A 24,812-nucleotide genomic window follows, 5' to 3' on the forward strand; every position below is an offset into this window, starting at 1 on the left:
CGTGACCAGGCGCGATCAGGCCGCCGTCTTCATGGCCTTGATGGCCTTGGCGTCGCCCAGCTCGCCGTCGAAGCGGATCAGGCCGGCAATACCAACCTTCGGCCAGAAGCGTTCGCGCAGCACGCCGATCACGGGCGATCCGACCTTGCGGACATAATATTTGGAGAAGTCACCAAACAGCGCGATGCGCTTGTCGGCCGTCACTTCATCCATGTGCTGATTGATTGAATAGGCGCGACCGTTGAAGCTGGCCGGCGTTCCCTTCTGCACATCGCCCTGCTGCCAAAGGTAATTGCCGTTGCCATCCTTCAGTTTGCGGGTGGCCAGCAGGAACTTGTCATGGAACATGTAGCGGCATTTGGGCGAGCCACGATACGCCGGGTCAATGGAATGCTCCAGTTCAAGGATATCGTCGAAGGTGAAGGCATCCTTGGCAGCCGTGGTGACGCCGAGGCCAGCCGCATTCACCACACCATTTGGCTGGTTCTGGCCGGTTCCCGATGTCAGCTTGCGATTGCCGATCCGGCCGAGGCGCTCGCCGATCATGCCCCCGAGCAAGGACTCCATGTTGAACAGCGAATCCGCGTCCAGCTCGAAGGACCACTTGATGAACGGCGTGGCATAAACATAGGCGTTCAGCACCTTTTGCCCGAACTCGACATCGCCGCTGCCGTCTTCCAGGAGATCAGCCGCCTCGGCCAGGGGGTCGGCCTCATTGTCGGTATCGTCAACGGTCGGCACCAGCATTTCATTGCCCTTCGACGTGGTGATGACAGTGCAGATGTTTTCGTCATAGAGCGGGCCCCAGGCTTTCATCGCCTGGATGATCGTGGCTTCCAGCTCGACCGGCACGGTATAGCCACCGGCAATGGCACTGGTTGTCACCTGATCGCGGGTCTCAAACGAGGCAACGCCGCGCTGAAGAACCGCGCGCTCTTCCTTGGTCAGGTCGGACGGATTGACACCGCAGACCACCTTGGCAAACACGCTGCGATATTCGACCTTGCCACCCTGGGGCAGATCGTCGCCGCGCATTTCCGGGGTATCGCGCAGCGGACGCTGTTTGGCGCGGCGCTCTTCATCGCGCTTTTCCAGCTCGATCAGCTTTTCCTCGCGGTCGAGAAGCCCTTGCAGCCGATCATATTCGGCCATCGCCGTATCATGGGCGCTTTCCAGTTCCTTGGACCGAACCTCATCGGTGTCAGGCGTGATCGCCTCCAGCCGTTCGCGGGCCTCGGTGACAAGGCGCGCCTGCTTTTCGCGCAATTCTTTCAGTCTTTGCGACATGGTCATGCTCCTGAGTGTGGGGGGAGAGTGGGATGGTGGGGACGCGGGTCTTACGAGCACCGCGTCAGGTCGAGGCCTATTTTCAGGCGAAGGCGCGTGGCCAGCCCATGAGACCGGGTGTGATGAGAACGGGTGTCGCCACGGGCGTGTTCAAGCGACCGCAGCGCAATCGAGGTGCCGGCATAGGCCGGGATAGAGACGATGGAGACTTCGAACAGATTGAGATCGGTCAGCGTCCGGCGCGGCATGGATCTGGAAAAATCCCATTCCTCGCCAACCGCCTCGAAGCCAAACGACATGCCTGACACGTCGCCCCGGGCAATCAGCGTTCGGACATCGCGTCCGACCGTCGTATCGGGAAGATCGATTTCGACAGCCAGGCCCTTGGCATCCTCCGACAGCCGCAGCGTTCCCGCCCGGTTGCGACCCAGGACATGGGCCGTGTCATGGTCATAGAAGGCGCGGATATCATCAGACCGCAGCGACCGGGCAAAAGCACCGGGTGCAATCGTCTCTTCGAACACCCCGGCGATGGTGCTGACGTCACCAAAATTAGCGGCATAGCCGGCCACCGTCATTCGCTCGCCATCGCCCCGGGCTTCCACCGGCAGCACCAACGAGCGGCGCTCACGCTCACCCGGCTTCGGTTTCGGTGTCATCGGTCACCTGCCTTTCTGTGTCTGCTGCGGGATCATTGAGCGGCGGGTCGCCATTCTCGCCCATCGCGTTTGTGCCGTTGGCACTGGTGCCGATGGCAACGGTTGCGCCCTGGATGTAGAGCTGGTCTGCAGCCGGGTTCGGATCGCGCGGACGGCCTTCAATCTCCCGGCCTTCGTTCGGGGTCAGCAGCGCCGAGTTGACGCCGGTTGCCAAGGCCTCCAGGCGGCTTTTGAAGTCACCGCGCATCAGGCCGTCGAGGTTGTGACGGACATAACGGCGGGTGTTCATCCGCCCAAAAATCTTCAGGTTCATTTCCCCTTCGAGCGCCGTCGCCCATTGGCTGACCAGATGCTTGACCAGATAGAGGTCGTTCTGCTCGACATTGGAGAAGGTTGCCCGGCTCAAGTCCTGAAGAAAGTTCGGCGGGATCTGATAGGCGCGAGCAATTTCCTGCACTTGATACAGCCGGGCTTCGGTCATCTGCCCCTTGGCCGGGTCGTAACCCACTTGGGTGAGTTTGTAGCCAACCGGCAACTGGATCAGCGGCAGCTGATCGTCCCGCGCCGCTTTCACCGCCCGCTTGATGTCTTCTCGCGCCCGCTGCATAGCCTTGTCATTGGCGGGCATCGGACCTTCCAGCGCCAAGGGCGGAACGCCGCCGCCGGCAAAGAAGTTCGAGGCATAGTCGTTCATGGCGAGCGCCAGCTGGATGGCCTTTTCCGCCATGGCAATCGGGCCGCGATGCTGGACCAGATTGCGCTTCAGCATATAGGGGATGTCGATCACGTCGGTGGCTGGATATTCCCTGCCGTCGAAACTGTAGAACAGCCGCCCGCCGCGCCTCCTGATCGAACAACTGCCGGGATCAATTGGCCAGAGCGCCTCGATGCCAGCACCCTTGCGCTCGATCCAGGCCAGCCCCCGCCCACCGGTAAACACCTGTTCCCAGAAGAAGCGCCGGAACTTCGAGGTGTCCATTTCGTCGTTCGGGTTTTCTTCCAGAACGACAGCCAGCTTGCCGCCGAGCCGCACCGGTCCCCGTTCGCCCGTCCGGTAGACATAGAGCGGAAGTGTTGCGAGGGTCCGCGACAGAAACGACACCGCCGCCTGCACGGCCGGCACTTTCAGCGCCGTTTCGATATTGACCGTGGGCAGCGCGCCACCGCCAAGCCCGAAGAACTCCATAAAATTGGTGGCGCTGACCGGCACGGTTTCGCTTTCGAGCGACGTCGAACGCCGCTCGGCCTTGCCCTTCTTGGATGCCATCAGGCCACCCCTTTATTGATTTATGGAATAATCCGGGTCATCCCATGGGGATGCCTGGGAGGCACGAACACGGCACATCGCCATGCCCATCGACATGGCCAAAGACACCATGCCGTCGATGCGGCCAAAGGCATGTTCCTTGTCGAACATCCGATGGCCGGTGCGGTTTTCTGCAAAGACGGTGCTGGCCGCACAACTGTCCAGCATCGGGTTCGGGTCGATCTCGATGCGCGTCTCATAGAGCGCGTTCTCGAGTTTGTTGATGCTATGCGGCATCCAGAGATAGATATCCTGCTCACCATCCGGTGCGTCAGGATCGCGCTCCAGCACCCGGCGCTGGAAGCCCTGCGGGTGGGTGGTCAGCGGTAGGGAAACACCCTGATCCTCCAAATGCTCGGACAATTGCTCCAGACCGTACTGGTCGGCGCCGATTTCCATCGGTTCGAACTTCGCGCAAATCTCGGCCAAGGCTTCTGCCAGCCAGGGATATTTGAGCCGCTGGCCGGGTACCGCCTCGATAAAGCCCTGGTCGCGCCAGAGGTCATAGGGGGCCTGGTCGGTATTGGCCCGATCCTCCAGCGTATCGGCCGGGGTCCAGAACCATGTCTTTGACGCAAACCGTTCGGCATCCTTGGTGCTGTCGAGAACCCAGATCAGGGTCAGCGCGGTAAAGTCCCGGGTGCGCGACAGGTCGAGGCCGCCATAGCACGGAAAACCTTCGCTGATCAGCCAGTCGAGATCGAGATCCTTCTGGCAGGCCATCCAGGCCTCACGCTTGATTGCCGCATTGACCGATTGCGTCCATTCGCAAAAGTGCAGCCGGGCAATGCCGTTTCGTTTGCCGGGCATCATCCGCGCCTGGTCAACGACCCCATGCAGATAATCCGTGGTGATCGTCACATCGAGCAGCGGGTTTGCCTTCACCCAGCAGGACGGATCGTTTTCCCAATCGTCGCCTTCGTCCAAGGAACAGACAAAAGCGAATGTCGTGTCATCCTGGACGATCCCGGCCGCGACGTTGACGGCATGTTGGTGCTCTTCCCAGCAGATCGATTTCCGGTCAGACCCGGAATTGGTTGCCATCACCAGCAACGGCTGTTTGCGGAATTTAAAACCGCGCTCCAGCATTTCGATCACATCGCGGTTGGGATGTTCATGCACCTCATCGCACAGCGCACAGGACGGTCGCGGACCCGATTGCGCCTTATCCGCCGAGATCGGCTTGAAGAACCGCTTATCGCCACCCTTGCTAATGTAAGTGAGCTGCCAGACCGGGTTTTCGCCGGATGTCGTGATCCGTTGCGATAGTTCTGGCGACTGGTCGCGCATAGCAACCGCATCCCGAAACAGCACCTGCGCCTGGTCTTTCTTGGCCGCCGCCGCATAGATCTCGGCACGGGGTTCGCCATCGGCCACCATCATGCAGATGCCGATCCCGGCCAGCAATGGCGATTTGCCGTTGCCCTTGCCCTCTTCGTCATAGAAGCGCCGGAACCGACGCAAGCCGGTATAGGCCCATTTCCAGCCGAACAGCGAACCGACCCGGAAGGCCTGGCTTGGATGCAGCCGAAACCGCCGCCCCTCGAATTGCCCGCCATTCAGGCGCAGCTTAGACCCGAACCACTTGATCCGCTTGTTCGAGGTTTCCAGATCCCAGACCAGGCCCCGGGCCGGGCCGTCGATGAGATCGCGCAGGTGACGGCGGCAGGCATTGCGAACATGGGGACCGGCAACGATATCGCCACGCACCACATCCGCCGCCCAGGCGGTCACCGGATCGTCGTCATAGCTGACATCCGGGATCTCGACATCAATCGAATCCATCATCGGTCGGGAACTCAAATCCTAGCTGGCCGGTCGCCTGCAAACTGCGTTCGGCGGAAGGCGTCATGCCAAAATCACTCGCCAGCGCCCGGATCTGCCGCCACGTCTCATTCAACTGGCTGACTTCCGGGCGGCTCTTTAGCTGGGTGCCGTTGCGGGTTTGGCTCTCATAGGTTTCCCCGCCTTCCCGCACATCGAGCCGCAACCGCTCATGACGGGCTATTGTCCAGCAGAGCTGTTCGAACATGTAAACGTTGATTTCATTCAGTCGGTTCTTGCGGGGATCACACAGCGGCGGCGCGATCCGATCCCAGATGGCGCGCACATCGAACGGCAGATCATCAGGCCGAAGCTCCCGCGCCTTGGCCGCCGCCCGCGCCTCGAAGTTCGCGCCCTGGCCGTCCTCGGTTTTGAGGGGCACGACATTTTCGGAGGTAGGCTTGCGACCTTTCATTGGGCAACCTCATCAAGAGTGGCTTTTTGTCTCCAATTCCCACTCGCTGCACACGAATGACCAACGCCGGTGCGGGAGGCGGATCGGGTTCAAGGCTGAACCACCCCCCTGCCCTCGACCATCGGACGAGGGGTCAGGTCCGGTTCGCCGGGTGTCTGGGATCGGTGGGCCAGCCATTCGCGCCCATGGCTGTCGAGAAACCACGATGCTCTTCCCGCTGTTTGGTCGCGTCGTGATGCTTCTTGCACAGGGTCTGGAAAGGTCCGTTCCAGAACTTCTCCGCATTGCCGCTATGGCGTTCAATGTGATCGCAGATGAAGCCCTTCTTGAGCTTGCCTTGCTGCCGGCACATCCGGCAATAGGGTTCCCGCTTCAGCTGGATTGCCCGGATGGCTCGCCACCTCGTAGTGTAGTACCAAGAGCGCCAGCCCTTGGCCTCATCTGATCTCTGATCTGTCGCCATATCCTTAAAACAAAAAAAGGCGACCCATCGGCCGCCTTGTCATCATTCATCTGGTCATAGCTTACGCACTGGCCCTGAATCGCATCGCCTATTGGCTTGGATCAGAGCGAGGCCGGGGGAGAACATCAATCCCTTGGGAGCATCATACGCCCCGGTCATCTCGGTGGGAAAGGCTCTGTTCGCCTCTCCACGTTTCAAGCGATAATCTCAGGCCGAAATGAAGTCAATCCCCATCGTGATTTCGTTCATACTGCCGAACAACGGCACGTCAACGACCACCTGGCCACGCTTCGACAGCACCTTGCGCACTGTCACCACGAAGTCGGCAAACGGGCCAGAGCGGATCGTCACCTGCTTGCCCAGCACATCCGGCATCGGTGGAACGTCACGCCCATCCATATGTTTTCTTTCCGCTTTCTTGGCAGACAGCATCAGTTGGCGCATCAATGGTTCGGGCATCAGATGGGGCTTGCCATCCTTGCCCATCAGCCCACGAAGCTTCGATGCAAGCATGAGACCGACGAAGGCTTCATTGTCGGGAATGACCTGCACGAACAGGTAGCCTCGAAACAGCGCCCGCTGGATATCCACAGCTTGCTTGCCGCGTCTGGGAGGCAATCTCAACCGCTCGAAGGGGCACCAGCACTCGATGTCCTGCTGTTCGAGCGAACCGCGGATCGCCTCTTCCATGCCGCTCTTGCAGCTCGCCACCACCCACCGGGCCAAATGGTCGAACTCAGGCCGGTCGCGCCGGGCCATGGCAACCTGTCGCTGGCGCTTGGCCTCGATAGCGTTGATGTAAGCCAGCCTCGACAAGCCATCATCCGAGACGCCATCCAGAAGTTTCCCGTTATGCTGCATCATGGGTGCGTCCCTCGCTCAAGCTGGTTTGGAAGTGTTCGAGTGCCGCCTCGACCGCCGCGTCGAGATCGGGCTGATCCGGGTCAATGGGCGGGAAATAGTTCCAGTCGCGCAGGCCATCGACAAACATCCAGCCACGGCGTTCGTGCAGGCGCTTCCAGGCCGCAAACAGCGCACTGCTGCTTTCGACCCGCTCGAAGCTGGCAACCAGCGGCAGCAGGTCCACCGAGGTGACGAACGGCTCATTGCGGCGGGCAAGGTCGCGCATCCGGCTCACCAGCGGCCAGCCGTGTTCACGACGCTTTTCCCACACCAGGGCTTCCCGGCTGATCGCGCCAGAAGCCAGCCGCCGATTATCGAACGCCGTGAACACGAACTGGCCCGTCGGCTCGCAAAGCAGCGTTTCCAAGCGTCTGCCCATCCAGAGCTTGCCGCAAACCTTGGCGGTAGCGTGGGTTTGGACCGCTGGAGCAACCTCAGGCATTTTTTCCCAAGCCCGGTCTCGCAGGAACACAGCGGCGAAGGTGAACGTGCCTTTGCCGATCCACTGGACGTAGGCCGGAGTTTTTTCGATGCAGGCCGCGCGCTGATCAGCCGTCAGGCCAAACCACGCCTTCCTCGCAGCCGTGTCGCTGCTCTTGTCGTAATTCGGCCAAGTCGGATACCAGCGCTTGAAGGCGAGATCGATCTTTCGCAATTCCTCTCTCGAAAATTCCCCCCGCCCCGCGCCTGCGGTGGGAGAGTTGTTTGGAGAGTTAGCTGGAAGAATCTTATCTTGGTGGAGCTGCTCCACCACCTTTGTGGAACCATTTCCACCACCTTCGGGCGCCATTTCCACCACCTTTTCCGCACAAGGCGGTGGAGCTGCTCCACCACCTTCGGGCAAAACCTCGCCTTCAAAAGGTGGTGCATCTCCTCCACCAGCTTGCGCATTTGCGACAGAACCGGCAGCAGCATGGCCAGCGAGATCGCGTCCCGGCCAGCGGGCGATATATTCGTTACGCTTCCATTTTTGACCGCGAAAGCCATGCTGGGTGACTTCGATCCAACCCGCCTGTTCGGCAACGTCGAGGTGCTTCAGGATTGTTTTCTTATCGAGACCGGATAGCTCGACCAGTTCTGAGACGGGCGGATAGCAAGAACCTCCCGTGGCATCCATCTTCAGGCCGAGCGTATGCAGCACCAGCCGCGTGATCGGCGGCAGGCCAGATTTGGCAACGGCATGACGCCAGGACCATGCCCGCGACGTTGCTCCGTGATCAGGCTCTATCATGCCGCACCGCCTTTGCGCGCCACGTCCAGCATCGCCGCTCTGGCCGCACCAATGGTCAGCAACACGCTATCGCGCCAGCAGCCCTGCCCGCTCCGCGTGGAATTGATCGCCGCAAACTCGGCATCGAGATAGTTGACACCGGCCAGAAATCCGGCCGTCCGCAACACCATGCAGATGGCAGCATGGTCGCGATAAATGACACCCTGCGGCACCCGCAGCAGCCAGTCGGCCCGCTCCGCGTCCGTCTGGCAATCGCAAAGCTGCTCTACGATTGGAAGTAGCTCGGTCATGCTTCACCCCCGCCGCGCAACCACGCCTCGTACTCGCCAAACAGCGAGAGCCAGGCCGCTCTGACGCGGTCATCTTCATTGATCTGTTTTTTGCTGGTGATGCCGAGGCGGACCTTCAAAGCCGCGTCGGCAGTGTCTTTGTCGTCAACCACGCACCCGTCGCTGGTCTCGCTCAGAAACCGGTGAAAGGCAGCATGGGACAGCAGAATGGAGGCTTGCGCCGCGTGGTTCGGCTTGTGCTGTCGGGCCGCTGGCTGGCTATTGTGCGTCGCCAGCTCACCCCGCAGATCGCGCACGGCAATCGCTGCCCGATCCACAAGACGAAGAAACAGGCGCAAATGATCGAGCGCTCCACAGATCAGGTCACGTTCGTCATGCAAGGCGGCCGGATGAATGGTGGCAATATGCACCTGCTCACCCATCAGCCGATGCACCACCAGGCGCAACCCGCCCCGATCCGCTTCCAGCGTCCAAACATCATCATGCAGACGCTCTGCCGACCCCTTGAGCCGGTTCACCGTCGAGGCTTCGCGTTGGCGGTTCACATCTTGCATGATGCGGCCACCTTGTTCGCTGCGAGAATAAGGGAAAGCCCGGCAGAACCGGGCTTGGGAAACTTGACTGACACATAACCGGCCATCAGTTCGCCCTCATCAGACGATCAAGGTAAGCCTGACCCAAACCGGTCAGCAGCACCGTCTTATGATCCTCGCGGATCAGCACATAGCCGCAGGCACGGCAGTCATCCGCCAACCGCCGGTCAGGGCCATCACGCACGATCAGCTGACCACCATGGATTTTGAGCTTGCGCAGGAAGCCCCGTGCCCGCGCACTCAAGGGCCGCTCGAACAGCGGGGTCAAGGTTGCGTCGATCATGGCTGATCTCCCACAACCCGCAGGCCGAATTTTTCCCCACCCCGCGCTTTCACACCGGCAAGCGCCTTGCGGAACACACCAATCTTCGCTTCGAGCGCAGCCGCATCCCGGTCCATCTTGGTGGCTTCCGCTGGCGTCGCAACGAGATCGGAAAAGGCAATGGCCGCACCGGAGAAAAGATCACCAGCCTGCTGCATCATATCAGCATAGGCAAGGATGGCGCTTTGCTCGACGGCACGGTCGCCTTCCGGGTCCGTCAACCGCCGACCGCTCAATTCCGCCATAGCCGAGGTGACAAGAGGCAGGCCGCATTCGCTCTCCAGGGCATAGACAACCGAAATCGGCATCAGGTCCGTATCACGCGGATTGTTCATCCGGCCGATATGACTGGGAGAAACAGACGAGATCTCAGATGCCCGATCGATGCCGCCAGCAAGCCTAATCAGGTCACGCTGCGCCGCTTTGATGCGATGAAACCAAGCGCTTGTTTGCATGAGACAAAACCTTTCCCGCGCCGGGAAATCTCCGGCGTTTTTCCCGTGGTGGGAATTGATCAAAAATGTGAGGAATGGGCCGTCAGATACTCAGGGAGGCCCGCATGCAAAACGATAACGATCCGCGCGGAGGCAGCCGCCAAATGGCCAGGAGAAGCCTTTTGGATAGACAAGCAAAAAGATTATCCAAGTCATCAACTGGATTTCCGTTTGCTGAGGCAAATTTCAAGAAATTGAATGGCAGTTACACGCTGGTCTGTGCCGCGTTCAATGTCCCGGGCCAAATCGATACTGGGATCACGTTGACCGGACAGTACACGTGACAATGTACTCGGCGCGCGCCCGATACGGAGCGCAAAGCTCGACAACCTCTCACCGGATTCGTCCAAATACGTCCTAAAAGCATCCATGTAACATTACTTGCCAAATAGGCAATTTTTAGTCAAGAGTTATTTTGCCTATTTGGCTATGGCGCTGGAGCTTCAAACTGAGCATTTTTGCCATATGGACAAACAATACCCTAACAGACTGAATACGCTCCGAGAAGAACGGGGTATGACAATCGAGCAAGTAGCGGAAGCGACTGGCTTATCGACGTCATATGTGTCGAGGCTAGAGAATGGAGACCGCAACCTGTCGGTCAAAAATCTCAACCTCTTTGCGCACGCTTTGGGTGTCGAGCCTCAAGAGATTCTAATTAAGAGCAATGAACCGAAAGCGAATGTTGTAGCTGTGATGGGGCGCATTGGTGCTGGAGCCGAAATTTCGCCAGATGAAGAGCAGGTACCACCTGACGGCCTACATGAAGTCGAGACACCTTTTCCCATTCCCGACGATGCCCTGGCCTTCGAGGTCAGCGGCGATTCAATGTGGCCGCGATATGATGATGGCGATATTATAATTTGCTGGTCTCAGAGCATCATCCCAGAAGACGTACTTGGCTGGGAAGCCGCTGTCAGAACGCGGGATGGCCGTCGATATCTCAAGCGCGTCCACAAAGGTGCAGAAGCCGGAACTTATGACCTCGAAAGCCACAACGCACCACCCATAAGAGGGGTCGAGTTGGTGTGGGTCGCCTCCATTCAATCGGTCATCAGAAGCGGTCAATGGAAAAGGGCAGCACCATCTGAGCGCCATAGGCGCATACGCAAGATGATCTCAGGGCGGTAGCAAGACATCGCACGCAATAAAAAGGCCCAGATGTTTCTGGGCTTTTTTGTATTTTTTATAAATTTGCCAAATAGACAAATTTTAGCTTGACGATTATTGCCTATTTGGCAATATTGCGTTCACCATCAATTCGATGGCGGCATATTTAAGCCGTGCGGCTTGAGTGCATCAAACAGCAGGCAAAGATGAGTTGGATGTAACGCGGCACGATACCCAGCCCGCGAACGCCGATCTGCGCCCGCTTTGCAGTTCCAGCGACAAGGAGCACTGAAATTGGCATTTATTAAAGACATCAACCGGCCAGTTGACCGTGAGTTACTAAACATGATCGGAGATGGCGCAACGCCAGCCGAGATCGCAAAGTCTGTCCCCTGCTCTATCGATTCAGTTCGCGGCTGGCTTCGCCGGCTTGGATGCACCCACAATCGCAAGGGATTGTGGTTTCTGCCAAAAGAAACATCCAAGAAGCCACAACGGGACAGCCGCCTCACCCAGAAGCGACAGGTTGAGGTCCGCAAAGGCGTTCTGCCAGAACAGTTTCCATTTATTCGCACCCACATCACGATTAGGGACGATGGCAGCCGCATCACCCTTCCTGACCTCTCCATCCTGGCCGTTGCACGCGCCGAGCGCGACAGAAGGGAACGCTGCAGCGCGATGGCTTTCAATATCTCACACCCACAGCCGCAGGAGAAACAGAATGCGAAAGGCTGATCAGACTTTGGTGACACCACCCGCCAGAAAGCGTGCCAGCGAGCATGCCATGGCCGCTGCCTTGAAGGCCGCCAGACGCGCAGGCCTTATGGTAGATCGCCTGCTTATCCATGACGGCACGGTCGAGATACGATTTACTGGCAGCGCTGAAAGCGATGTCGAACCAGCCTCTCTTGACCTTAAAGAATGGTAGGACGTCATGAAAGTCAGCTATCCCGGCCTTATCAAGGAAGAATTGCCTTCGGGCAATGTTCGTTACCGCGTCCGCGTGATTGGCAACCCGAAACAGCGCATTCGCATTTTCTGCCTGCCAGGCGATGAAGATTTCAGCCGCCAATATACGCTTGCCCGCTATGGAGAACAGCCGGTACCTTTGAAGAAGGCATCCGAGGTGGTCAAGCCCAGGTCCATTGGCTGGCTGGTGCACAGTTATTTTGAATACATGGAGCAAAGGGTAAAGGCCCGCCTGTCCAGCGCGAAAACGCTGAAGAAGAAACGAAACCTGCTGGCCCGGCTGATTGAGGATCCAGACAGGATTATGCTCATCCCGCAACCAAAGCTGATCGAAATGCAGGATAAAATGGCCAGCACGCCCGCCCAAGCGGATGCCTTCATCGAAGCGATCAGCGTCATGTATGAGTGGGCAATAAAGCGTGGCCACCTTAAGACCAATCCAGCCAAGGGAATTGACCGGATCTATAAAAAAGGCGACGGGGCAACGCCTTGGAAATCCGCAGATGTGAAACGCTTCTTTGCCCACCATAAGCCGGGCTCCAAGCCTTTCATTGCAATGTCCATCCTGCTCTGGACAGGATGCCGCATCGAAGACCTAACATTCCTTGGCCCAAGACATGAGTGCATTTTGGACGGGCTGGAGGCGCTGCGATGGGTGCCAGCAAAGAAGGGCTCATCCGAAGTGATCATTCCCCTGCTCAAGCCGTTAAAGGCCGCAATCCATAGCCAAGCCGCAATAGCAAAAACCTATATCGTGGCACGCGGCAACAAACCCTTTGCAAGCGGCGATTCCATGTCGGCCATGTTCAAGCGCTGGTGCATTGATGCGGGTTTGAATCACCTCTCTGCTCACGGCGTGCGCAAAGGTCTGGCCGAGTTGCTGGCCGAACAAGGCTGCAGCCAATATGAAATCATGGCCATTCTCGGACACTCAGAAGCCAAAACAAGCGAGGTTTATACCCGCCGTGTGGAACGCTGGAAGCTCGCGCAGCAAGCGATGGACCGGCTAGATGCCTCAGATGCTTGGCTGTGACCACTGCCATATTTTGCTTGGAAATCAGTTCTCAAGTGCGTATCTCCGCAGCAACCGCTCAAGAACCAGTCCGAAGCAAACACTGCCAATTGAGAATCCAATGAGATACTGCTTGTCAATAAATTCGGTAGGATAGCCCAGATAGTATGCTGATCGTACCCATTCGACTGCATGAAATACTGGATTCCAGGAAACGGCACGCAAAGCCACTTCTGGAAACGAATTAAGATAGATTGGCGCACCTGAGGTTAGATATACTACCACCATTGAAAATCCATAAATCATCGGAAAAATGGGAAGAATGGCTGAGATTACGCTGGCGCTTATTCCGAATCCAATTGACAAAATTACTGTAAAAAAGAACGCCGTTAAGGCTTCCGAAGGATGAATAGGAACCGGATTACTACCCGTCGATATAAGATATATATATATTAATATAAAAGAGATAACAATTCCGATAAATTCCAAAAAAGCCCTTGCCAATACTATATCGAGCAACCGAACCACTGGGAATGACATCATAGATTTGTTTGCAATCAAGGATATGGACATAAATCGAGACACATACATAAAAGTCATAACAGGCAGCAACCCAGTAGCAAAAAACAACTGAAGATCATCACCAAATTCAGATTTTTTTCCCACCACGTTATATACAGTTAAAAGCAAAAGAATATGTGCAACAGGAAAAAGCGGCACGATTAAGAAGCCTAGGCCGTGGTTAAAGTAGCGGCTGCGTATGTCGCGCATGATAACAGCATGCATCACGTTTAGCTTTTGCCGCAACGCATCTTTCACCGAAATCTTTGGCTCGACCTCAGCCCTCTTTATCGTTTGCGCGCTAATCTCTGTCACGATATTCTTCCCGATCTTTGACCACTTTCAAGGTAAAGCGAAAATCCGGCTTTTCCGGGTCCGGAGTACCGACCATTCAACGTTTAGCACGGCCAATCAGAAGCAAAAACAAGCGACGTCTATGGCGCTCAGTGAAGCGCTGAGCGCTAGCCAGTAAGCGCTAAACCGGCCAGACATGTCCCACGCACCATTTTGACGTGGGACACATCAAAACTTAACCTGTTGAACAAAAAAGAAAAACCCGGCCTAAAGCCGGGTTCTTGGTGCGGTCGAGAAGACTCGAACTTCCACGGGTTGCCCCACAGCGACCTCAACGCTGCGCGTCTACCAATTCCGCCACGACCGCATCGTGGTAGAGTACCGACTTGCGTCGACGGGCTGCATCTAGCAAATGCATCGGGGGTACACAAGGGCGGCTTGCAACATTTTTATGAAATCGCTCCACAGCATTGAATTGTCTGTTGAAAACTCGCTCCAGCCGGGCCAAATGCAGGGTGAAATGCGGCGCGCTGCTGGAATGAACCTTATAAGCAGAATGAACCTCATAAGATTGAGTCATTGGAGATCACCGCTCATGCTCCCTTGCCGTTATAATCAAGGCGAGAAGGCGCGCACATCTTCTCCTTAACCTTGTCTGATTCGCGCAAAGATTGAACATCAGTATGTGCGCCCGTTTAACGACGGTGCCATTTCACCATTGCATAATTCTTTCAGCCGAAGTCGGCGTAGAGAAAATTATGCAACAAACTTAAAGTGTTATACTGCCGCCCCATATAGGAGGTGCGGCGCTATAAACCAACCACACGATGGCGACCGCCAATTGTGCCCTTAAGGATAGTGTCTCATGCTTCGTTCCGATCTCGATAAGTCCATGCTTGCCAGCCCTGGCAATGCGCCGATCCGGTGGCGGGTCAGCGACGGACTGGTTGGCTATGAGGATGCGTTGCGCGTGATGGAGGAGGAAGTGGCAGCGATTGCCGATGGCACCACCGACGAGCTGATCTGGCTGCTGGAACATCCGCCGATCTACACGGCAGGCACCAGTGCCGATCCGAAGGATTTGATCGACACGCAACGCTTTCCGGTTTTTGCCACCGGACGTGGTGGTGAATATACCTATCACGGGCCGGGCCAGCGTGTCGTCTATGTCATGCTGGATTTGAAGCGGCGCCGCCAGGACGTACGAGCCTATGTCGCCGCCCTGGAAGACGTTATTATCAAAACACTGGATATGATGAATATTCGCGGCGAGCGACGAGAAGATCGGGTCGGGGTCTGGGTTCGCCGGCCAGATAAGGCACCTCTACCGGACGGTAGCGTTACTGAAGACAAGATCGCCGCGCTTGGCATTCGTCTGCGACGCTGGGTCAGCTTTCACGGCCTGTCTTTAAATGTCGAGCCAGACTTGTCTCATTTCAGCGGTATCGTACCCTGTGGCATCTCTGCCTATGGCGTCACCAGCCTTGTCGATCTCGGTCTGCCTGTGACGATGACCGATGTCGATATTTATCTCAAAGAAGCATTTGAAACGGTGTTCGGCCCGACAGTGGCCGACCAGGATCCAAAGCCACGGTAATTCGCGCCTGAAAGGCACCCATTACCGGCTGGACCGCTGCTCCAAATCGCCAATCCTGCGGTGCAGGATTTCGATCATGCTGCCGGTTTCCTGATACATATGGGTCAAACGATCAAGCTCGCGGCGCATGACCAAAAGCATGTCGTCCTCCGCATCGCCGCCATTGTCCTCTTCGTCTGGACCGCGCCCGTTGCCTGTCATCAGCCATTGGCGGCAAACGCCAAGACCATCGGCAACCAATCCAAGACTTCTGGCATCGGCTTCACTGCGGTCCGCCTCCCATGAGCGCAATTTCGCAACCGGCACGCCTGCGATCGAGGCCAAATCGGCGAGATCCATGCCTGCACAATCCCGCGCAGTTGCAAGTCGCCCGCCCAAGGTATCGTCATTCACATTCAGTAGCCGGTTAATATCGTAAAGCCCCATAATACGATCTCCGTGAAAAAACGCCGATGATTCCCAGCCACCCGACATCCCTTGACCGCCTCTCGCCAAAGGCCCACGCCTTCGACAAATTTTTTACCCGCATGATTGCCAGCTTAAAATAGATCCAAATCGAAATCCGTCTGCCGCGCATCCGGGTTAAAAATACGCGCCCATCGGATTGCCACGCCGTTGAACCGTTTAAAACCGCAACAGAAATGTCCGCCGTCTCAATTGGTTCCACGCCGCAGAAAAAATTATCCTGACGTCGCAAATTACGAAAATTGAAACTGTGCCGCAATGGCGCCTCACGACAAAATTCGTTTTCACGACTGTCATATTTAAATACCAGCCAGCAGACTCTCGGCCAAACGCTCGGTAATTCGAAATTAATGCTTGAAAAAGACAATATTTTTCAACGGGAAAGCGATGAATTGAAGTCCATTGAATAAGCTGATCGGACCCGACGTATCCTTATCGGCTTCTGTCGACAGGACTTAAGGGCGCGTTAACGAACCCAATAAGCGACGCTCCAAAATGATCCATTTTTATTCCAATGGAAATTGAATGTCTTTTTTTGAGGCGGCCAAGCCAGGGCGAATCGACACGAACCAACAGACAACCGCAACGCTTTTCTGTTTGGATTATTTTTTTGAATGATGGTGCGCGCGATAAGCCGCTTCACACTTTTCGGGCCGATGGCTTCCTCCAAGCATCGGCTTATCCGAAAACCGCGCCACACTTTTCGGGCCGATGCTATTCAGCCGCCTTCGGCAGATCCGGAACAGGATCGGACAGCGTCTCCACCAGTGGTTCCAGCTCGTAGGAATAGCCCTCTAGCATGGAATAGGCGCGCTCGATGGCGTCGATCTGGGTTTCGGCATTCTTGATCGCTTCGGCAATCGACTGGGTGCGGGCGCGCAACATCGAGCCGAGCACATCGGTTTCAGGTCGCCGGCCAATACGATCCACATGCTTGCGGATACGGGTGCGGTGACGCTCCAGTTCCAGAATATGAAACCGGGCTTTGAGGATATCGTCCGTCAACTTGCGGCGCAGGCCCGCGACCGGATCGAAACTGCCGGGCTCGCGCTCGTCAAGAATCATGTCGTTAATCAGCGATTCCAGCACCATCAAGCCCTTCAGGTCGGCAACATCGGCCAATTGCGGATCATAGCCGGTATCATCATAGACCTTACGGCGAACCGGATCCTTCAAGAGATCGTAGGACGTAGTGATCCTGCCAAATTCATCCGGGTCGCCGCCGGCATCTGGATGGGCGCTCTTGGCCTTCTTGCGATACGCCGCCTTGACCGCCGCCTCATCGGCATCGCGCTCCAAACCCAGCATGACATAAGGATCGATCACAAAGGCACCTGTCTAGAATTCCAACCGGCCCGGCAAAGCGGGCAGACGTTTCGCATGGCTGTAACACAGGCTCATCCGCCTCGCTTACATCGCGCATAAGTTTACCGCAGGCCGGGGCGAAAATGTGAAAAGAAATGGTCTATCCCCAAACAGATTGTCTGAGATGCCATAAACCGCGCTTTCACCAGCCCTGGAATTTGCGCAGATCCGGTCACAGATAAGCCATCGACACGCAAACCTTGGAAAGGCCGCATTTTACCCGCCGCAGCCACATTTTCCAGTCGCGCGAATGAATTGCCTGTTATAAAAGGGCGGCAAAATTCTCACTCCCAGTGCAAGAGAGAGCCATGACGATCCCGAATTCCATCCCGATCACCCCGGAACTGGTAGCCTCCCACGGCCTGAAGCCGGAGGAATATGACCGGATTCTGCAATTGATCGGACGGGAGCCGACATTTACCGAGCTTGGTATTTTCTCGGCCATGTGGAACGAACATTGCTCCTACAAATCTTCCAAGCGCTGGCTGCGCACCCTGCCCACCACGGGCGCGCGCGTTATTCAAGGTCCGGGCGAAAATGCAGGCGTGGTCGATATCGATGATGGCGATTGCGTGGTCTTCAAGATGGAAAGCCACAACCACCCTTCTTATATCGAACCTTATCAAGGTGCTGCGACCGGTGTTGGCGGCATTCTGCGCGACGTTTTCACCATGGGCGCGCGTCCGATTGCCGCCATGAACGCGCTGCGCTTCGGCGCACCGGATCATCCGAAGACACGGCATCTCGTCTCCGGCGTTGTGGCTGGCGTCGGCGGCTATGGCAATGCCTTTGGAGTTCCCACCGTGGGCGGCGAAGTGGAATTCGACGAGCGCTATAACGGCAATATCCTGGTCAACGCCTTTGCCGCTGGCCTTGCAAAGTCGGACGCGATCTTCCTGTCCGAGGCCAAGGGCGTTGGCCTGCCGGTCGTCTATCTCGGCGCCAAAACCGGCCGCGATGGCGTCGGCGGCGCGACCATGGCGTCGGCGGAATTCGACGAATCCATCGACGAAAAGCGCCCGACCGTACAGGTCGGCGACCCCTTCACCGAAAAATGCCTGCTGGAAGCCTGCCTTGAACTGATGAAGACCGGTGCGGTCATCGCCATTCAGGACATGGGTGCCGCCGGTCTCACCTGTTCGGCGGTGGAAATGGGTGCCAAGGGCGATCTCGGCATCGAGCTTGACCTCGACACCGTGCCGGTGCGCGAAGAAAATATGACCGCCTATGAAATGATGCTCTCGGAAAGCCAGGAGCGCATGCTGATGGTGCTGGAGCCATCCAAGGAAGAGGTCGCCAAGGAGATCTTCGTCAAATGGGGCCTGGATTTCGCTATTGTCGGCAAAACCACCGACGACCTGCGCTTCCGCATCCTACATCAAGGCGAGGAAGTCGCCAATCTGCCGATCAAGGACTTAGGCGATCAGGCACCCGAATATGACCGCCCATGGCGCGAATCAGACAAGCGCGGCCCCCTGCCCGCCAATCTGGTGGACGAGCCAGCCGATTACCGCGCCGCTATTCTGTCGCTGGTCGGTTCGGCCAACCAGTCCAGCCGCCGCTGGGTCTATGAACAATATGATACGCTGATCCAGGGGAATTCGCTTCAGCTTCCCGGCGGTGACGCGGGCGTAGTGCGGGTGGAAAATCATCCGACCAAGGCACTGGCCTTCTCCTCGGATGTCACGCCGCGTTATGTCGAAGCCGATCCGTTTGAAGGCGGTAAGCAGGCCGTGGCTGAATGCTGGCGCAACATTACCGCGACCGGCGCCGAGCCGCTGGCCGCCACCGACAACCTCAACTTCGGCAATCCCGAAAAGCCCGAAATCATGGGCCAGCTGGTGGAAGCCATCAAGGGCATCGGCGAAGCCTGCCGGGCGCTGGATTTCCCGATCGTCTCGGGCAATGTCTCGCTGTATAACGAAACCAATGGCGTCGCGATCCTACCGACCCCGACCATTGCCGGCGTTGGCCTGTTGCCCGACTGGAGCCGGATGGCGAAAATCGGCGGCGCCCAGGATGGCGATCATGTCCTGCTGATCGGCACCGATGGCTCCCATCTCGGCAGCTCGATCTATCTGCGTGACCTTCTTGGCCGCACCGATGGCCCGGCGCCTGAGGTGGACCTGCATGCCGAGCGCCGCAATGGCGATTTCATCCGCTCGGCGATCCGCAATGGTCAGGTAACTGCCTGCCATGACATTTCCTCTGGTGGTCTCGGGATTGCTCTGGCCGAAATGGCGATGGCCTCGTCCAAGGGCCTTTCCATCGACCTGTCAGAAAGCCGCGGCCCAGCCCATGCGCTGCTGTTTGGTGAAGACCAGGCCCGCTATGTTGTCACGGTTCCGGCTGATCTTGCCAATTTCATCTGTGCGAATGCTGAAGGTGCGGGTGTACCGTTCCGCCGTCTTGGCAAGGTTGGCGGCGATGCGCTTGTCATCGACGGTATGTGTACAATCACCGTTGAGGAATTGCGCAACACGCATGAATCGTGGTTCCCTGACTTCATGGATGGCAAGGCTGAAACCCTGGCCGCCGCGCAGTAAATATCAGGCGCGCAAAAAGATCAGAATGGGAGCAGAACCATGGCTATGAAGCCCGGCGATATCGAAGACATGATCAAAGCGGGTATTCCCGGCGCCAAGGTCGTCATCCGCGATCTGGCTGGCGATGGCGACCACTATGCCGCTGAAGTCGTGGCCGAAGCCTTTCGCGGCAAGTCGCGCGTGCAGCAGCACCAGATGGTCTACGATGCCCTGAAAGGCAATATGGGCGGGGTGCTGCATGCCCTCGCCCTGCAAACCTCCATCCCCGAAGCCTGACGGTATCACATCATCATGAGCAACCCGATTACCTCGTTTTTCTCCTCACTGATCAAATCGGTGAAAGCTGAAATGTCCGACCGAAAGAAATACAAGCAGGCCCGCCTGCAACGGTTGAATGCGCCTGCTGCCGACAAGAAGGTCGAGCCGACGCGAGCGAATACCCGCAACAAGGCTGCCCGTCAGGCCCGGCGCGTCACCCGCAATCGGGGCTGATGACCGTCTGTTTCCGTTTTGACTTTTGAAATTTCGGCAAAATGCGCCTATATAGGCAATGGAATACTGCGGCCTTGACCCGCATGTGAAAGGATAAATCCATGAGCGGTGTAAACGAATTCATTGATAATGCTGTAAAAAGCAATGATGTCGTGCTTTTCATGAAGGGCACGCCCCAGTTTCCGCAATGCGGATTTTCGGGCCAGGTCGTACAGATGCTCGATTATCTCGGCATCGACTACAAAGGCATCAATGTGCTCGCCGACCAGGAAATTCGCGAAGGCATCAAGACCTATTCCAACTGGCCGACCATTCCGCAACTTTATGTGAAGGGCGAATTCATCGGCGGATGCGATATCGTCCGGGAAATGTTCCAGGCCGGTGAGTTGCAGTCTCACCTCGAGGAAAAAGGCATTGCCGTTCGCGGCGCCGCCTGACGCGAACTGGATAAAGCCCGGTAGTATTCCGGGCTTGTTCCTATCGACGCCTTTGCGCATATTGCGGTGCGGCAAATTTGACGCACACAGCGGTCAGCTACAAGCCTATCGACAGCACGGCTCTCATAATCGATTCCGATTGAGGGATTAATGCAGTATCTGATAAGGGCGTCGCGCCTTGCGACGCCTTTTGATTTTCCAGGACATGTTTTCCCATGACAGCTCCCATTCGTTCCGCTCCAGCTGCCTTGCAAGGCATGAGCAAGCTGGAATTCGTCTTTCTCTGCGCCGCATTGATGGCAATGAACGCGTTGGCGATCGACATCATGCTTCCTGCCTTGCAGCAGATCGGCGAAGCCCTCAATGTCGTCAATGAAAATCACCGGCAATATGTCGTGACGTCATACCTGATCGGGTTTGGCTGCGCGCAATTGATCTATGGCCCGCTGTCGGATCGGTTCGGGCGGCGCACGCCGATGTTGATCGGTCTCATCGTCTATGTTCTGGCAGCACTGGCGATCACCATTGTGCCAAGCTTCGCCGGATTGCTGATCCTGCGCTTCATCCAGGGTGCCGGCTCGGCTGGAACCCGGGTGATCACCATTTCCATCGTGCGCGATGTCTACGGCGGACGCCAGATGGCGGAGGTGATGTCGCTGATCATGATGGTTTTCATGATTATCCCGGTCGTCGCCCCCGGAACCGGTCAGATCATCATGTTCTTCGGCAACTGGCACCTGATCTTCCTGTTCATTGCTGTTGGCGGCATTCTCACCAGCATCTGGATGCAGATGCGGCTACCGGAAACACTCGATCCCGAAAATCGACGGGAATTCACCCCGAAAGTCATCCTCCAGGGCTTCAAGATCGTCCTGACCAACCGCATTGCCCTGTTCTACACACTGGCAAGCACCTTCATCTTCGGGGCGCTGTTCGGCTTCATTAACTCAGCCCAGCAGATCTACATGGGCATTTATGGTCTGGGCGTCTGGTTTCCATTCGCCTTTGCTGCCGTGGCGATTTTCATGGCGCTGTCGTCCTATGTCAATTCGAAGCTGGTCGGGCGAATTGGTATGCGGCGCCTGTCTCATGGCTCGCTTCTCGGCTTCATCGCCATCAATGCCCTATGGTTGCTGGCCGAAACTTTCGGGCCGACACCATTGCCCTTCGTGGTGTTCATGACATTCTTTGCCATCTCGATGTTCCAGTTCGGCTGGATCGGCGGCAATTTCCAGACGCTTGCCATCGAACCGCTCGGCCACGTCGCCGGAACGGCCTCCTCGGTCCTCGGCTTCATTTCCACCGTCGGCGGCTCGGTTCTCGGCGCTATCGTCGGTCAGGCCTTCGATGGAACATCCCGCCCGCTGGTCGCAGGCTACTTCTTTCTCGGCGTTATCGGTTTGGTCTTCGTGCTGATTGCCGAAAAAGGCAAGCTGTTTCAGCCGCATAACCCAAAGGTCTAACAATCGGATATCCGAACAAAAAAGCCACGGCAGATCACCTGCCGTGGCTTTTTTTATGGGGTAAACGGAGATTTTAAACGTTGAAAATCTTTTCCCGCAATTCGGTCCAGCTTTCTTTGTCTGGGGCAATCAGCAGGCCGCCGTTGGTGTGGTGCGGCAGGTAGGCTGAGCCGTCGAAGCGGGCAGCATAGGCGCCTGCCTCCTGGGCCATCAGCGTGCCAGCCAGGTGATCCCATGGCATCAGCTTGTTATACATGGCAAAATGCATATGGCCCTGGCAGAGAATGCGGTATTCGTGGGCAGCACAGCGATAGCTGGTGAACAGCCGCACCTCAGCCAGATTGACCAGCAGCTTGCGGCGCGCCTCCAGTTCGAAGAAGCCGACATTGGCAATGCCGATCATCTGGGCGAGATCGGGTGCCGGGCGCACCTCCATCTTTTCCTGGTTGCCATCGGGTTTGCAGAGCCAGGCGCCACTGCCTTTTTCAACGATTGCCCAGTCGTTGCCCATCGGGTCGTAAATCAGGCCCGCAACGGTTTCGCCCTGACGTACGACGCTGAGCATAACCCCGAACAGCGGCAGGCCGGCCGCAAAATTAAAGGTACCGTCGATGGGATCGACTACCACGGCCAACTCCGCATCCGCCAGCTTGTCCAGCAGGGCCGGATCAGCGGCAACCGCTTCCTCACCAATGAAGACAGCATCCGGCATCAACTCCTTGATACGGCTGTGGATCAACCGCTCCGCTGCTTCATCGGCCTCGGTGACCAGATCGATGGCCTCGGTTTTCATCCGCACATCGCCCTCGCCCAGATTGCGAAAACGCGGCAGGATTTCCGTGACTGCCGCTTCCTGCAGAAGATTGGCAAGGGCTGCAATGTCGATATCGGCCATGTCTGTTCCTTTTAGAGTTTGTCAGTCTTATCGCGCCTGGATCACTTCGCGTAGAATCATCTCCCAGCTGTCGCGATCCGGTGCCGTCAGGATGCCGCCGGTGGTATCGCCGGGACGATAGGGGCTGCCATCGAATCTGGCAGTCACGCCGCCAGCCTCTTGGTGGATCAGCACACCGGCCAAATGGTCCCAGGGCATCAATTTGTAATGGCCGATGAAATGAACTTTGCCGGTGGCAACCAGCCAATATTCATAGGCAGAGCAATTGAAGGCGAAGGCCATCTTCGTCTTTGTGAGATTACCAGCAATCCGCCGCTTTTCCTCGCCCGTCAATTCATTGATGGAAATCGTTCCCACCATGGCCGAGAGATCGCATGGGGCAGCCACCTTGACCGGCACGCGCTCGCCATCGGCACGCAAAAACTGCGCACCGGCACCGCGGGAGGCCACCAGCGTATCGCCAAGTACCGATTCGTGGATAATCCCCGCCACAGTCTCACCGCGCACCACAACGGCGAGATTGGTAGCATGCAAAGGCAGGCCAGCCTGGAAATTGAACGTTCCGTCGACCGGATCGATGACGAATGCCAGCTCCGCATCCCTCAACGCGTCGATCACGCCTGGATTGGTTTCGCATGCCTCCTCACCGACGATCAAGGCACCGGGCCAGCGGGCCAGAAAAGCGTCCGTCATCTGCTTTTCCGACAGAAGATCGGCCTCTGTGACGAGATCGATAGAGGATTTCTTTTCGGAAATATCGGAAACGCCGAGACGGCGAAAACGAGGCACGATCTGGCTGGCGGCGGCGTCCTTGACGATTTGCAGGACGGCGTCGATATCACGATCTTGAAACACGGGAGGCACTTTCTTGAGGCTGGTGAAATGTCAAAAACTCGATGCGCCCGCCTTATGACGGCTTCGTGACAACCAGCCCGGAAAAGTCAAAAAGTGCAGGATCAAGCAGATGCGAGGGGTTCACATGCGACAATGCTCTCAGCATCGCATCCTTGCGGCCCGGCATCTTGGCTTCGATTCCAGCCAGCATGTCCTTCATTGCATTTCGCTGCAAACCATCCTGCGAACCACAGAGATCGCAGGGGATGATAGGAAATTCCATCGCGACAGCGAATTTGGCGAGGTCATCCTCGGCCGCATAGGCCAATGGCCGCAGCACGAACAGATCGCCCTCATCATTTAGCAACTTGGCTGGCATGGCTGCCAACCGGCCACCATGGAAAAAATTCATGAAGAAGGTTTCGAGAATGTCTTCGCGGTGATGACCGAGCACCAGAGCGTCACAGCCTTCTTCGCGGGCGATGCGGTAGAGATTACCGCGCCGCAGCCGCGAGCAGAGCGAACAATAAGTGCCGCCCGCCGGGACCTTTTCCTTGACGATGGAATAAGTATCTCGATATTCGATGCGATGCGGCATGCCGATGGATTTCAGGTAATCCGGCAGGACATGTTTGGGAAAATTCGGTTGCCCCTGATCGAGATTGCAGGCGATCAGCTCGACGGGCAGCAGGCCGCGCCATTTCAAATCCATCAGCAACGCCAGCAGACCATAGCTGTCCTTGCCACCGGAAAGCCCAATCAGCCAGCGCTTCTGGCCGTTCAGCATGCCGAAATCGTCCATTGCCTGGCGCACTTGGCGCAGCAACCGCTTGCGTAGCTTGTTGAAGGATACCGATTGTGGTGCGGCACTAAACAGGGGATGGCGAACATTCTCCTGCGCGTCTTCGGCCTCATCGGCCTCGGTGCGGTCCGTCGCGCTTCCCGCAAATGCAAGGTTCATGTTCGGATGCGCCCCTGTCCGCTG

Annotated in this window: 29 protein-coding genes and 1 tRNA gene; 11 read left to right on the top strand and 19 right to left on the bottom strand. The window is 57.1% G+C overall.

From position 1 onward, the window contains the following. Nucleotides 1-15 precede the first annotated feature (15 nt). From IEI95_RS18835 to IEI95_RS18890, 12 genes are all read right to left on the bottom strand, one after another. A complete protein-coding gene (locus tag IEI95_RS18835) occupies nucleotides 16-1,287 on the bottom strand; it encodes a phage major capsid protein (protein WP_234934238.1) in 1,272 nt (423 codons plus the stop codon). Between the two features lie 50 nt (nucleotides 1,288-1,337). Continuing rightward, complete coding sequence (locus IEI95_RS18840) at nucleotides 1,338-1,946, bottom strand: HK97 family phage prohead protease (RefSeq protein ID WP_194416895.1); 609 nt, start codon at nucleotides 1,944-1,946, stop codon at nucleotides 1,338-1,340. Beyond that, entirely contained in the window at nucleotides 1,921-3,213 is a 1,293-nt protein-coding gene (locus tag IEI95_RS18845; protein ID WP_194416896.1) for a phage portal protein, read from the bottom strand. Before IEI95_RS18845 ends, IEI95_RS18840 begins: the two co-directional genes overlap by 26 nt. Before the next feature lie 12 nt (nucleotides 3,214-3,225). Continuing rightward, nucleotides 3,226-5,040: a terminase large subunit gene (locus IEI95_RS18850; protein WP_194416897.1), complete on the bottom strand. Its 1,815-nt coding sequence runs from the start codon at nucleotides 5,038-5,040 to the stop codon at nucleotides 3,226-3,228. Beyond that, on the bottom strand, nucleotides 5,024-5,491 hold the full coding sequence (locus IEI95_RS18855; RefSeq protein WP_194416898.1) for a P27 family phage terminase small subunit: 468 nt from the start codon (nucleotides 5,489-5,491) through the stop codon (nucleotides 5,024-5,026). Before IEI95_RS18855 ends, IEI95_RS18850 begins: the two co-directional genes overlap by 17 nt. Before the next feature lie 133 nt (nucleotides 5,492-5,624). Beyond that, nucleotides 5,625-5,954, bottom strand: coding sequence for an HNH endonuclease (locus IEI95_RS18860; protein ID WP_194416899.1), 330 nt, complete (start codon nucleotides 5,952-5,954; stop codon nucleotides 5,625-5,627). A gap of 207 nt (nucleotides 5,955-6,161) precedes the next feature. Further along, nucleotides 6,162-6,818, bottom strand: coding sequence for a transcription termination/antitermination NusG family protein (locus IEI95_RS18865; RefSeq protein WP_194416900.1), 657 nt, complete (start codon nucleotides 6,816-6,818; stop codon nucleotides 6,162-6,164). After that, entirely contained in the window at nucleotides 6,805-8,088 is a 1,284-nt protein-coding gene (locus IEI95_RS18870) for a helix-turn-helix domain-containing protein (protein WP_194416901.1), read from the bottom strand. The genes IEI95_RS18865 and IEI95_RS18870 overlap by 14 nt, the downstream gene beginning before the upstream one ends. Further along, a complete protein-coding gene (locus tag IEI95_RS18875; RefSeq protein WP_194416902.1) occupies nucleotides 8,085-8,378 on the bottom strand; it encodes a hypothetical protein in 294 nt (97 codons plus the stop codon). The genes IEI95_RS18870 and IEI95_RS18875 overlap by 4 nt, the downstream gene beginning before the upstream one ends. Beyond that, the gene (locus tag IEI95_RS18880; RefSeq protein WP_194416903.1) at nucleotides 8,375-8,932 is read right to left on the bottom strand and encodes a hypothetical protein; all 558 of its coding nucleotides are present in this window, start codon (nucleotides 8,930-8,932) and stop codon (nucleotides 8,375-8,377) included. The genes IEI95_RS18875 and IEI95_RS18880 overlap by 4 nt, the downstream gene beginning before the upstream one ends. An 85-nt stretch (nucleotides 8,933-9,017) precedes the next feature. Beyond that, a complete protein-coding gene (locus IEI95_RS18885; protein WP_194416904.1) occupies nucleotides 9,018-9,254 on the bottom strand; it encodes a hypothetical protein in 237 nt (78 codons plus the stop codon). Next, nucleotides 9,251-9,748 carry a hypothetical protein gene (locus tag IEI95_RS18890; RefSeq protein ID WP_156538155.1) on the bottom strand — a complete coding sequence of 166 codons (498 nt, stop codon included), beginning with the start codon at nucleotides 9,746-9,748 and terminating at the stop codon, nucleotides 9,251-9,253. Before IEI95_RS18890 ends, IEI95_RS18885 begins: the two co-directional genes overlap by 4 nt. 104 nt (nucleotides 9,749-9,852) lie before the next feature. Between IEI95_RS18890 and IEI95_RS18895 the strand changes: the two genes are divergently transcribed. From IEI95_RS18895 to IEI95_RS18915, 5 genes are all read left to right on the top strand, one after another. Next, the gene (locus tag IEI95_RS18895; protein WP_156538156.1) at nucleotides 9,853-10,071 is read left to right on the top strand and encodes a hypothetical protein; all 219 of its coding nucleotides are present in this window, start codon (nucleotides 9,853-9,855) and stop codon (nucleotides 10,069-10,071) included. Between the two features lie 97 nt (nucleotides 10,072-10,168). Further along, the gene (relB, locus tag IEI95_RS18900; RefSeq protein WP_234934239.1) at nucleotides 10,169-10,918 is read left to right on the top strand and encodes a type II toxin-antitoxin system RelB family anti-toxin; all 750 of its coding nucleotides are present in this window, start codon (nucleotides 10,169-10,171) and stop codon (nucleotides 10,916-10,918) included. Between the two features lie 273 nt (nucleotides 10,919-11,191). Continuing rightward, entirely contained in the window at nucleotides 11,192-11,632 is a 441-nt protein-coding gene (locus tag IEI95_RS18905) for a hypothetical protein (protein ID WP_156538157.1), read from the top strand. Next, nucleotides 11,619-11,825, top strand: coding sequence for a hypothetical protein (locus tag IEI95_RS18910; RefSeq protein ID WP_156538158.1), 207 nt, complete (start codon nucleotides 11,619-11,621; stop codon nucleotides 11,823-11,825). Before IEI95_RS18905 ends, IEI95_RS18910 begins: the two co-directional genes overlap by 14 nt. 6 nt (nucleotides 11,826-11,831) lie before the next feature. Beyond that, the gene (locus tag IEI95_RS18915; RefSeq protein ID WP_234894816.1) at nucleotides 11,832-12,899 is read left to right on the top strand and encodes a tyrosine-type recombinase/integrase; all 1,068 of its coding nucleotides are present in this window, start codon (nucleotides 11,832-11,834) and stop codon (nucleotides 12,897-12,899) included. Nucleotides 12,900-12,923: 24 nt separating this feature from the next. Here the strand turns inward: IEI95_RS18915 and IEI95_RS18920 are convergent, their stop codons facing one another. Together IEI95_RS18920 and IEI95_RS18925 are read right to left on the bottom strand one after the other, a co-directional pair. Beyond that, a complete protein-coding gene (locus tag IEI95_RS18920) occupies nucleotides 12,924-13,754 on the bottom strand; it encodes an ABC transporter permease (RefSeq protein WP_156533185.1) in 831 nt (276 codons plus the stop codon). A gap of 261 nt (nucleotides 13,755-14,015) precedes the next feature. Continuing rightward, nucleotides 14,016-14,100: transfer RNA gene (locus IEI95_RS18925), tRNA-Leu, on the bottom strand. A 498-nt stretch (nucleotides 14,101-14,598) separates the two neighbouring features. Between IEI95_RS18925 and lipB the strand changes: the two genes are divergently transcribed. Next, nucleotides 14,599-15,330 (top strand): lipoyl(octanoyl) transferase LipB, encoded by a 732-nt coding sequence (lipB, locus tag IEI95_RS18930; RefSeq protein WP_156533187.1) that lies wholly within the window; start codon nucleotides 14,599-14,601, stop codon nucleotides 15,328-15,330. A 21-nt stretch (nucleotides 15,331-15,351) separates the two neighbouring features. On the opposite strand, the gene IEI95_RS18935 is transcribed toward lipB, so the two are convergent. Next, nucleotides 15,352-15,756: a helix-turn-helix domain-containing protein gene (locus tag IEI95_RS18935; protein WP_156538159.1), complete on the bottom strand. Its 405-nt coding sequence runs from the start codon at nucleotides 15,754-15,756 to the stop codon at nucleotides 15,352-15,354. Between the two features lie 753 nt (nucleotides 15,757-16,509). Further along, on the bottom strand, nucleotides 16,510-17,103 hold the full coding sequence (locus tag IEI95_RS18940; RefSeq protein ID WP_085946625.1) for a DnaJ domain-containing protein: 594 nt from the start codon (nucleotides 17,101-17,103) through the stop codon (nucleotides 16,510-16,512). A gap of 365 nt (nucleotides 17,104-17,468) precedes the next feature. On the opposite strand from IEI95_RS18940, the gene purL reads away from it, so the two are divergent. From purL to IEI95_RS18965, 5 genes are all read left to right on the top strand, one after another. Continuing rightward, nucleotides 17,469-19,706 carry a phosphoribosylformylglycinamidine synthase subunit PurL gene (gene purL, locus IEI95_RS18945; protein ID WP_194416905.1) on the top strand — a complete coding sequence of 746 codons (2,238 nt, stop codon included), beginning with the start codon at nucleotides 17,469-17,471 and terminating at the stop codon, nucleotides 19,704-19,706. A gap of 39 nt (nucleotides 19,707-19,745) precedes the next feature. Beyond that, nucleotides 19,746-19,982: a BolA/IbaG family iron-sulfur metabolism protein gene (locus tag IEI95_RS18950; protein WP_015915812.1), complete on the top strand. Its 237-nt coding sequence runs from the start codon at nucleotides 19,746-19,748 to the stop codon at nucleotides 19,980-19,982. Nucleotides 19,983-19,997: 15 nt separating this feature from the next. Next, the gene (locus IEI95_RS18955; RefSeq protein ID WP_060715654.1) at nucleotides 19,998-20,198 is read left to right on the top strand and encodes a hypothetical protein; all 201 of its coding nucleotides are present in this window, start codon (nucleotides 19,998-20,000) and stop codon (nucleotides 20,196-20,198) included. Nucleotides 20,199-20,299: 101 nt separating this feature from the next. Beyond that, on the top strand, nucleotides 20,300-20,635 hold the full coding sequence (gene grxD / locus IEI95_RS18960) for a Grx4 family monothiol glutaredoxin (RefSeq protein WP_015915811.1): 336 nt from the start codon (nucleotides 20,300-20,302) through the stop codon (nucleotides 20,633-20,635). Between the two features lie 257 nt (nucleotides 20,636-20,892). Then, nucleotides 20,893-22,098, top strand: coding sequence for a multidrug effflux MFS transporter (locus IEI95_RS18965; RefSeq protein ID WP_156533327.1), 1,206 nt, complete (start codon nucleotides 20,893-20,895; stop codon nucleotides 22,096-22,098). Between the two features lie 73 nt (nucleotides 22,099-22,171). Here the strand turns inward: IEI95_RS18965 and IEI95_RS18970 are convergent, their stop codons facing one another. Genes IEI95_RS18970 through ttcA form a run of 3 tightly spaced genes read right to left on the bottom strand, consistent with a single transcriptional unit; the run spans nucleotide 22,172 to nucleotide 24,788 of the window. After that, the gene (locus IEI95_RS18970; protein WP_156533193.1) at nucleotides 22,172-22,993 is read right to left on the bottom strand and encodes an inositol monophosphatase family protein; all 822 of its coding nucleotides are present in this window, start codon (nucleotides 22,991-22,993) and stop codon (nucleotides 22,172-22,174) included. Between the two features lie 27 nt (nucleotides 22,994-23,020). Beyond that, nucleotides 23,021-23,857, bottom strand: a complete 837-nt coding sequence (locus tag IEI95_RS18975; RefSeq protein ID WP_194416906.1) for an inositol monophosphatase family protein — start codon at nucleotides 23,855-23,857, stop codon at nucleotides 23,021-23,023. Nucleotides 23,858-23,900: 43 nt separating this feature from the next. Further along, complete coding sequence (ttcA, locus tag IEI95_RS18980; protein ID WP_156533195.1) at nucleotides 23,901-24,788, bottom strand: tRNA 2-thiocytidine(32) synthetase TtcA; 888 nt, start codon at nucleotides 24,786-24,788, stop codon at nucleotides 23,901-23,903. Between the last annotated feature and the right edge of the window lie 24 nt (nucleotides 24,789-24,812).

The sequence above is a fragment of the Agrobacterium vitis genome (genome assembly GCF_014926405.1).
Lineage (GTDB): Bacteria > Pseudomonadota > Alphaproteobacteria > Rhizobiales > Rhizobiaceae > Allorhizobium > Allorhizobium vitis_H.